Source organism: Mesorhizobium sp. (assembly GCF_017306585.1).
GTDB lineage: Bacteria > Pseudomonadota > Alphaproteobacteria > Rhizobiales > Rhizobiaceae > Mesorhizobium.
In genome coordinates, this window is the sequence record NZ_JAFKIC010000033.1 from 1 (window position 1) to 8,905 (window position 8,905).

Genomic DNA, 8,905 nt, shown 5'->3' on the forward strand with positions numbered 1-8,905 from the left:
AGTACCGCAACGTAAGCGCACCAGGCAGTATCTCGAAAGTCGCCGGGATGCGCCCCGGCGACTCCCCGTCTATGTCGACCAGAGCGCCGTTCTTCTCGACATCGCCGAGCGGTTCCACCACCACTTTCCTGCCGCGCAAAATGGTGATCGCCGGATGGTTGCGGTGACGACCGCCATAGAGCAGCCGGATGTCCCAGATCAGCTTCAGCTTGCCCGCCGCGCGCAGGATGACGATGTCGAACTGGCCGTCGGTGAGCTCCGCGTCCGGCGCGATCATCATGCCGCCGCCGAAGAATTTCCCATTGGCCACCGCCACCAGCGCCATGCGCGCCTCGACGGGGTCTCCGTCGTCGACTGTGATTCTGACATGCTGGAAGCGGTAGCGGATGAACTCGACCACGGTGCGCCACAGGAACAGCGCCTTGGCCGACATCCTGCACTTGCGCTGGTCGGCATTGACGGCGCGGTCGGTGGCGCCCGACAGGCCGAGGCTGGCGATGTTGATGAAGTGGCGGCTGGCCAGCGCGCCATGGTCGTCGATGTAGCAGATACGGCCGGCATCGACGGCCCTGCCCGTCGCATCGGCGATCCGTCTGAGCGTTGCGTCGATCTCCTTCGGCAGAGCGAGACCACGCGCGAAATCGATGCCGGTGCCGCAAGGCAACAGCCCAAGCTCGGTTGCCCTGCCGCCCTCCTCGCTGGCCTGCAGCAGCCCATCGGCCACCTCGCTGGCAGTGCCGTCGCCGCCGGCCGCGATCACCAGGTCGAAGCCGTTCGCAGCGAGGTCGATCGCCAGCCGTTCGGCATCGCCCTCGGCCTGCGTCTCGCGCAGTTCGAAATCGCCGAAGTGCTTTTTCAGCGAGGCGGCGACCTCGGGCCAATGCCGCTTCAGCCGGCCGCCGCCGGCAATCGGATTGAGAACCACCCCGACCTTCAAATGCTCGCCCTCCCCGGCGCCGGGCATCGAGCCCGGTCTTTTGCCGGCATTCAAACCCGGGGCAGTTGGTTGAGCAAGTGGTGAAGGCGCGGTGCCCCCGAAAAACCAGGGCAGGCTGTCTAAGGCGTTCGCGCTTGAATTTCCTCGGCTTCCGGCGTTGGTCCCCGATAATCCCGCTATCCACAGGGGCGCGGGCATTCCCCAGGCCCCTTACCCGGCGTAAGTTCAACCCATCTCAGGCGGCTACCGATCATCAAGCCGAAAGGCGAAGCGGGAGGTGGATTTCCTGAGGCCCGTACGGCCCGGAACAAGAGCAGGTTCGCCTGCTGGAGGGACGGAAGCCGAGACCTACGGGGCCGCGGAAAGCGTGCCAACGCCGACGGCGGACCGATGCTGCCATGAAGGACGGCAAAAACCTTCGATGGCACGCAGGGCAAGGCCCGCAAGGGTCGGGACCAGCGTGGTCTGGAACGGGCGCTGCCTCCGGGTGGCGACTAGCAGGACCGTCAAAATCAAGGCCGGCATGGCGCGACGACTTTACGGAAGTTGCTGCCGCGACCGTGTCCTGATCTGACAGGGAGGCGCTGGGAGAAATCCCGGCGCCGACTGTCGTACTGGCCATTCTCCACAATTTTAACGGCGTTTCCGGTTGGGGCTGCAACCCGCGCCGAAATCGGCTAACGTTCGGCGTCGTTGGAGTCCGCTGGAGGGCGCGCTCTGCCGAGGTGCATGGCGTGGGTTCGGGAACCGAACGCAGCGGACATCGAGTCCGGAAGCATCGGAACCGCGGAGCACCGCCCAGGCGGCCGGCATAACGCGTTAGCAGATGGGCTCCCAGCAGGGGGATACTTCATGACGCTCATCCAGAAGCTTGCCGTTTCCTACGCGTTCCTGTTCTTCGGCGTCGTGGCCATCGGCTACATCCCGGCCTTCAACGATGCCAATGGCAATCTGTTCGGCCTGTTCTCGCTGCAATGGTATGACGACCTGCTGCACGCCTTCTCCGGCGTCTGGGCGCTGGCCGCCGCCTTCATCTCGCACCGCCAGGCGGTGTTCTATTTCAAGCTGTTCGGCTCGGTCTATCTGTTCGACGGCGTGCTCGGGCTGATCACCGGGTCCGGCTGCCTCGATGCCGGGATCTTCATCAACGGCTTCCGGTCGCTCAACGACATCGAATTTCCCGCCCGCTTCTTCGCCAACCTGCCGCACATTCTCATCGGCGGCATCGCCGTCTACATCGGCTTCTGGCTGTCGAAGCGCGTCCACGACCACTTCGCCACGGCCTGACCGGCCATGTTCCTGTTCCGCTTGATAAGGCGCCTCGTCAAGACGATCCTTTGGCTGGTCGTCATCGTCATCCTCATCCCGGTTGCCGGCCTGGCCTACGGTTTCCTGACCACACCTTCGCTCGACAGGACGCCGCTTCCAGGCGTAGCCGACGGCGCGCCGCCCAGGGTGCTGGCCGACAAGGTGCGCGCCGAAATCCCCGGCTATCAGCGCCCCGAGGAATCGACCTTCCTCACCTATCCGGAATGGGCGATCGTCTATGCCGCGCGCGAATATGCCGGCTTCGTCGCCAAGGACCAGCCGAGCGGCTTTCCCTACTGGTCCTATGTCGGTCGCTTCTGGCAGGACTACGCCACGGTGATCCGCGCCAGTTCGCCCTACAAATTCAACTATGCCGACCACCAGATGCTGGTCATCATCGGCACCAGCCACTCGATCGAGCACATCCTGCAATGGGCTTATGAGAACACCGTCGGCCGCATCACCGAGGCGATGTCGGGCAGGCGCACCGCCGCCGACATCTACCAGGCCAAGGTGGCGGCGGACTATGCTGCTTTCCTCGATCAGGTGCCTTGGTACCAGTTCCCCTATGCCGAAAAGCGCGCCGGCCTGTTCGCCGTGCAGCCGGCGCCAGGCGACAGTGCGGTTCGCAGCAGCGAACGCAAGCTGGCCTTCGGTCTGGCCGACACCATCAAGCAGGGCTATGCCGACCTGATAAAGCAGGGGCTCGCCGCCACCTCGGACCCGGCCTTATCAGACATCCATGTCTGGGCCAGGGGCCCGGTCGGCGAGGCCACGCGCAACGAGCCCGACACCTTGCTCGAACGCGACTATGGCGCCGACGGCACCATCTTCGTCACCAGGCGCTACCAGGTCTTCACCGACATGATCCCGCGGCTGATCGACAAGGGCGTCTCCTTCGTCGAGATCGGCGGCAATGACGAGATCATGGTCACCGTGCTGTCCACCGACGCGATCGCCGTCCCCGAAGGCATGCGCATCCTGTTCAGCTATCCCTTGCCGGCGGAGATTTCGACGCGACGGACGGGCATGGTGGTCGCGGTACGCAAGCTGCATCTGGTGCTGCCGGCGCTGATAAAGGCCGGCGCCAGGCTGGAGCATGTCTACGACTACTGAGGCCTTTCGGCCACGCGCGGTCGGCAGCGTGCGCTTCGCCACGCTCATTCCATAATCGTGGCCAAATCCCGCCTTGTTCGCGCGCGATGGAGTGCCTCAGTTTCGCATGTCGCTCGCGGCATGCATCCAAATGGGTTGCCGGGGGGCATCTCGAAGGGACGAGACCGTGATCAAGACCGCCCTTGTCGCCATGACCATTGTCGGCTGCGACTGCGACGCCAAGCTGTGCGAATATATCGGCGAGACGCCGGCCAAATGGTCGACGGTCGCCGAGTGCGAAGCCGCGATGAAAAGCCAGATCCTGCACGTGCGCAACTTCAACTATCCGCTGGTGTCCGGCATCTGCCGCACCAAGGACTCGTCGACCTCCTCGCAACTGGCCGCGATCGCGTCCCGTCCGGAACTGAAGCCTGCCAACCGGACCGTTCGGACGGAAAGCCCGCTGCCTCCGGAACTGAGCCATCGGCCGAGCGTCCCGGTCGGCTCGCCGACGACAGCCGTAGAAGCGGACGCCGCACGGCCCGTCGCCTATGAACAGGTGGTTGATGGCGGCACCGGCGTGCTCTACCGCACGAAGAACGGCTACGCCGTGGTCAAGAACGATCTCGGCCGCGCCGCCTCCGCCACCGCCGACGCGGCGAAACGCTCGGTCAATTGGTTGGCCGGCCTGATGCCGGGCAAGCTGTAAGCCGGCGCCGGCGCTACATCTTCAGCTTCAGGCTCTCCCAGAACTTGTCGATCATCGGCTTTTCGGTGGCGATGTCATCGCCGGCGACGCGGGTGATGAACAAAAGTCCCTGATCGGCGAGGCCATAGCCGACGATTTCGAAATAGGCGGTGTCGGTTCGGGTCTTCACCTCGGCGGTGATGCCGGTCAGTTCCTTGCCGTCGGCGAGCTTGCGCGTCGTCGGCTGCTGCGTCAGTTCCGCGCCCGCCTGCACCGATTCCTTGGTCATCTCCTGCAGCATCAGCTGGTTGAGCGACACCGGATTCATCTTGCCATACTCCTGCACGACCACGATCGTGCCCAGGGCCGACGCCATCAGATATTGCGTGATGTGTTCGCCGAGATCGGTCTTGGTGACCGAAAAAGCGCTGGGATGGGTGAAGGAGAAGTCGCCGCCGGAAAAGGTCGCGAAATCGTTCTTGTCGAGCCTTACTTCGACCTGTTTGCCATCCGGCAAGGTCACCTTGGTGCTCTCACCGGCATCGATATCCACCGTCTTGCCGTCGATCGTCAGTTTGAAGGCCTTGAGGTCTTCAGCGCCGGCCGGCGCGGGGCAAAGTGCGATGAAGGCGAGCACCGCCGCCGCTGATCCCATCCGCATGGATTTCTCCTGTGACTGCTACACCGTCCCGCTCAGCGCCTTGATGGCACGGTAGAAGGTCGAGGAAAACAGTTCCGTCGGGTCATATCCGCGTTTTGCCGCCAGGAAGTCCGGCAGTTCGGGATAGGAGGCCAGCAACTCGCTCGCCGTGTAATGCAGTTGGTAAGGCAGGAAGAAGCGCCCGCCATGCCTGATCGTGGCGTCGATCAGCGCCCGCGTCAGCGCCCGCATCCTGGCATTGCCGTCGGCGTCGGTGGGCTGGTTGATGTAGAGCACCAGCGAATAGGCCGGTTCGGGCGCATAGGTCAGCGCCACGTCCTCCTTGTGCACGACGCGCACCGAGGCGTTGAGAACCGGCAGGTCCTGGTTGCGCAGGATTTCCCGCGCCTCCGCGATGAATTCGACATAGGCGGCGCGGGGAATAAAATACTCATGCAGTATGTCAGTCTCGTCCATCAGGTCGTTGAACAGATACGGCACCGAATCGTGCATCGGATTGTTGCGGGTGACGAGGCAGGCTTCTCCCTCCGCCATGGCTGACGTGCGAGCCACCGTGCAGCTTTCGAAGCTGGGCTCCAGCGTCTTTTCCGTGAACCATTTCAGCTCCTGGAAGGCGCTGCCCCATTTGGCGAGGTTCATGATCACGCGCTTGAGGCCGACCCCGTCCGGTTCGCCGAGCGCCGGCTGGTCGGCGGGCGGTTCCTCGGCCACTTTGTCGTAGCGGTAGACGATCATGTCCTCGAGGAAATTACCCGGCGCCGTCGACAGATGGCCGTAGAACAGGCCGATATCCTTGTTAGGCTCCAGCACCTCGGCGAAGAACTTCGGAAAATCATCCGACCTGATGATTTGCCGCGAGGTCCGGTAGACGGCGTTGTCGACAATGTCGAGCGTTGCTTCCAGCACCACGCCGAACAGGCCGTAGCCGCCCACGACATGGCGGAACAGGTCGCTGTTCTCGCTTGCCGAGCAGGTCGTCACCGAACCATCCGCCAGCATCACCCGCATCGAGCGGATCGAGCCGGCCACCGAGCCGGCCTGATGGTCCATGCCGTGCGCGTTGACCGACAGCGAACCGCCGACCGAGAAGATGTCGGTCGACTGCATCGCCTTCACGGCAAAGCGCGGATGCAGCAGGTTCTGGATGTCGTGCCAGCGCGCTCCCGGCTGCACCGTCATGGTCTTGGCGTCAGCGTCGACGCCGACCTTGTTGAACTTCCTGAGGTCTAGCACCAGCGCATTGTCGTCGAAGGCATGGCCGCCCATCGAATGGCGGATGGCGGCCAGCGAGACATTCAGGCCGTTGGCGCGGGCGAAGGCGAGAGCCCTGGCGATATGGTCCTCTTCCGTGACTTCCACCACGCCGTAGACCGGGGTCCTCGACAGCCCGCTCGCATCGTTGATGTCGCCGCCCCTACCCGACCAGGGCAGCGACGGATCGAAGGCCGGCGGATTGGCAATGGGTTTGAGCGGCAAGGCGATGCCGTCGATATCGGCGATGCGGCCCGCATTCTTCTGCCCCGATGGCCCGCGCGCCAGCTTCGCGACCGTCGTGCCGCCCCACAACACCGCGCCGCCGACCACGGTCGCGCCCAGCAACAGCCGCCGCGACAGGCGAAACCTCTTTTGCTCCTCGGCCATGGATATCCCCCGGGGCCAAGGGATAACGCGGCTTTCAGGCAAAAACCAGCGGCGCGTGACGGCGCAAAGGGTGACTATGTCATGTCGATGGGTGATAGCGACGTTCTGCGGTCAGCGATAATCCCCAAGGGTTGCGCTGCCCCTCATCCGCCTGCCGGCACCTTCTCCCCGTATAGAGACGGGGAGAAGGGAGAAGCTCCCGCGCTGACGCCCCCTCTCCCCGTTCTTCACGGGGAGAGGGTAAGGGTGAGGGGCGGCGCCGGCGTTGGATGAAGTGTCTTTACGAGGCCTTCTTGATCGATGTCACCATGCCGGTCTTGTCGTCCACGGTCACCGCAACCTTGGCGCCGACCTTGAATTTCCCGACCGTGGCCTTGGGCGACAGCTGGTAAATCTTGCCGTCATCCAACGTGATCGACTTGGTCGTCGGATCGACCGCCTGGATAGTGCCCTGAACGGTCGCGGCATAGGCCGTGCCGAGGAAGGCAAGCAGAGCGGCGGTGGTTGCAAGGGTCTTCTTCATGGATAGCACTCCGTGCTGTTTCGGTTTTTCGGGCCGCCTGGGAGATGGCAGCGCCGAACGGCCGGAAACTGGAACGGAAGACGGGCGGGACGCAAATCACGTTGAGTGAATTTTTGCAAAGAAAATCATAGGCTTAATTCTGACACATTGCCTATTGCAGACGCTGTTTCGAGCCGCGCGGTCTGCCCCGGCGCGCGCGGTCCCTTCACGAAAAGAGTCGTTTAGCCGATTGCGGCGAATGCCTCGCGGCCATCATGCAGCCGCCGCAATCTGCCTCGGCCTGCATCACGGAACAGCCTGCCGGCCTGCCAGTGATACAAGTTTTGTTTCATGAAGCGGTTCAACCGCGGCCCTTGAACCGCGGCAGGAAACTCGCGCTGTGGTTGCGATCCCGGCATAAATGCAGGATGGTGCTATCCGTCACGATCAGGGGGCTTACCGTGAAATTTGCAATCCGAACCACGATGTCCCTTATGCTGGCGCTGGCTCCGGGATTGGCCGGCGCGCAAGGCGCGGATCCGAGCGACGACAGGACGGTCATCTTTGCGCCGGGCGATCCTGAAATGACGGCGGCGACGGCCAAGGCGCTCGCCAGCCTGGATGAATTCCTGGCCCTGGCCGAGGCACCGCCCTCCGGCACGGACAGGTTCAAATTGAAGGTCAAGGTGCGTGACGGGAATGTCGCCGAGCACTTCTGGGTCATCCCGTTCCGGCGCACCGAAACCGGCTTTGTCGGCATATTGGCGAACCAGCCGGAAGAAGTGCGCAACGTCGTCCGCGGCCAGAACATAGAATTCGGCAGGGATGACATTTCCGACTGGGGATATACGCGCGACGGACGGCAGGTCGGCAGCTTCACTGTCTGCGTGATGTTCCAGAGAATACCGAAGGAAGAGGCGGACTACATGCGCGATAAATATGGCTTCGATTGCTGAGCGAGACGCTCGCTAACCCCTGTCCTTCGCGCCCACCTTGCGCACCAGCGCTGCCGTCGCCAGCATGGCGCCCATGTCGGAGATCATCGGCGCGACATGGGTCTGGTGGTCCAGCGGCACCGAAATGGGCGGCAACTCGAAGAAATTCTTGGCCTGCGGCATGAGCAGGAAGCCGTCGCTCCCGTTGAGCGCGACGCGCGCCGGATCGTCGCGCCATGTCTCACCCAGCCATTTCAGCGCCTGCGCCAGCCGCCCCGTCACCAGCGGCCGCGCCGCCTCGACATTGTCGGTGCGAAACTCGTAGGCCGCATCGAGCAGCGGCTCGCCGCTCGACAATTCCTGCATCTTGCTGGTGAACATGCCGCGGAAGAAGCTGACCACCGCGTTGGTCCGCCGCGTCGCCACCAATATGCCCGGGAAAGGCTCGATCGCCTCGAAAGCGACGATGACGCCCTTGAAGGCGGTCGACGAGCCCTTGCCGCTGCCTTCGCGCAGTTCGGCTTCGTAGAGCTCGAACGGAAACTCTTCGTAGCGGCCGGAAATGACATCGTCGAAGGATTGCCGGTTGAAAGGCCCGACCGCCTCGCGCGGCAGCCGGTCGAAGGAATTCGGTCTCTCGCCGTGCTGGTAGCTGAAATCCCTGACGAAGCCGAAGATGATCGGCAGCAACGTGTCGCGGAACGACTGCTGCAGCCGCGTCGCCGGCTTCATGGCCTGGAAATAGACCAGGATCGAAACGGCGAAGCCAAGGATGTAGAGAAAGACGTGCGGCGTCGAAAACCACTGTTCGTTGGGATCGGCGACCTTGCTGAACAACCAGGCGATCAGCGCCACGGCGATGAGCACAAGGCCGATAAACACCGGCACCCGCCAGCGCACCTGCCGGACCACCGAAGCTCTGCGCGCCTCATAGGTCTCGATGTCCCTGCGGATGCCGGCAATGACCGCTTCCCCTGGCATGAAATCCGCTGTTTCCACCGCCATCCCCCCGCAAGCCGACCTTGCTCCATGATAGCGGGTTTTGCGCGATGTATCGACTGCGGTGCGACAGGGTGCCCCTCAAGACGTCGGCGCCGCCCCTCATTGTTCTGCCGGACATTTCTCCCCGTATAGTGAC

9 protein-coding genes are annotated in these 8,905 nt (G+C 63.4%); 4 read left to right on the plus strand and 5 right to left on the minus strand.

Annotation, left to right across the window (positions count from 1 at the left end; translation table 11 throughout):
- On the minus strand, positions 1–937 hold a 937-nt coding region (locus J0I79_RS01185), incomplete at its 3' end, for a diacylglycerol kinase family protein (RefSeq protein ID WP_366013543.1).
- A gap of 852 nt (positions 938–1,789) precedes the next feature.
- Here J0I79_RS01185 and J0I79_RS01190 point away from each other — a divergent pair.
- From J0I79_RS01190 to J0I79_RS01200, 3 genes are all read left to right on the plus strand, one after another.
- Entirely contained in the window at positions 1,790–2,224 is a 435-nt protein-coding gene (locus tag J0I79_RS01190; protein WP_292854623.1) for a hypothetical protein, read from the plus strand.
- Positions 2,225–2,230: 6 nt separating this feature from the next.
- On the plus strand, positions 2,231–3,361 hold the full coding sequence (locus tag J0I79_RS01195; protein ID WP_292854626.1) for a hypothetical protein: 1,131 nt from the start codon (positions 2,231–2,233) through the stop codon (positions 3,359–3,361).
- 166 nt (positions 3,362–3,527) lie between these two features.
- The gene (locus tag J0I79_RS01200; RefSeq protein ID WP_292854628.1) at positions 3,528–4,049 is read left to right on the plus strand and encodes a hypothetical protein; all 522 of its coding nucleotides are present in this window, start codon (positions 3,528–3,530) and stop codon (positions 4,047–4,049) included.
- A gap of 13 nt (positions 4,050–4,062) precedes the next feature.
- Here J0I79_RS01200 and J0I79_RS01205 read toward each other — a convergent pair whose 3' ends face one another.
- The 3 genes from J0I79_RS01205 to J0I79_RS01215 form a co-directional block, all read right to left on the minus strand.
- Complete coding sequence (locus J0I79_RS01205) at positions 4,063–4,689, minus strand: hypothetical protein (RefSeq protein ID WP_292854631.1); 627 nt, start codon at positions 4,687–4,689, stop codon at positions 4,063–4,065.
- A gap of 18 nt (positions 4,690–4,707) precedes the next feature.
- The gene (locus J0I79_RS01210) at positions 4,708–6,330 is read right to left on the minus strand and encodes an FAD-binding oxidoreductase (RefSeq protein WP_292854634.1); all 1,623 of its coding nucleotides are present in this window, start codon (positions 6,328–6,330) and stop codon (positions 4,708–4,710) included.
- Between the two features lie 280 nt (positions 6,331–6,610).
- Positions 6,611–6,853 carry a DUF1344 domain-containing protein gene (locus J0I79_RS01215; protein WP_292854637.1) on the minus strand — a complete coding sequence of 81 codons (243 nt, stop codon included), beginning with the start codon at positions 6,851–6,853 and terminating at the stop codon, positions 6,611–6,613.
- A 440-nt stretch (positions 6,854–7,293) separates the two neighbouring features.
- On the opposite strand from J0I79_RS01215, the gene J0I79_RS01220 reads away from it, so the two are divergent.
- Positions 7,294–7,788 (plus strand): DUF2314 domain-containing protein, encoded by a 495-nt coding sequence (locus tag J0I79_RS01220; RefSeq protein ID WP_292854640.1) that lies wholly within the window; start codon positions 7,294–7,296, stop codon positions 7,786–7,788.
- A gap of 12 nt (positions 7,789–7,800) precedes the next feature.
- On the opposite strand, the gene J0I79_RS01225 is transcribed toward J0I79_RS01220, so the two are convergent.
- Positions 7,801–8,748: a hypothetical protein gene (locus J0I79_RS01225; protein ID WP_292854642.1), complete on the minus strand. Its 948-nt coding sequence runs from the start codon at positions 8,746–8,748 to the stop codon at positions 7,801–7,803.
- Positions 8,749–8,905 lie beyond the last annotated feature (157 nt).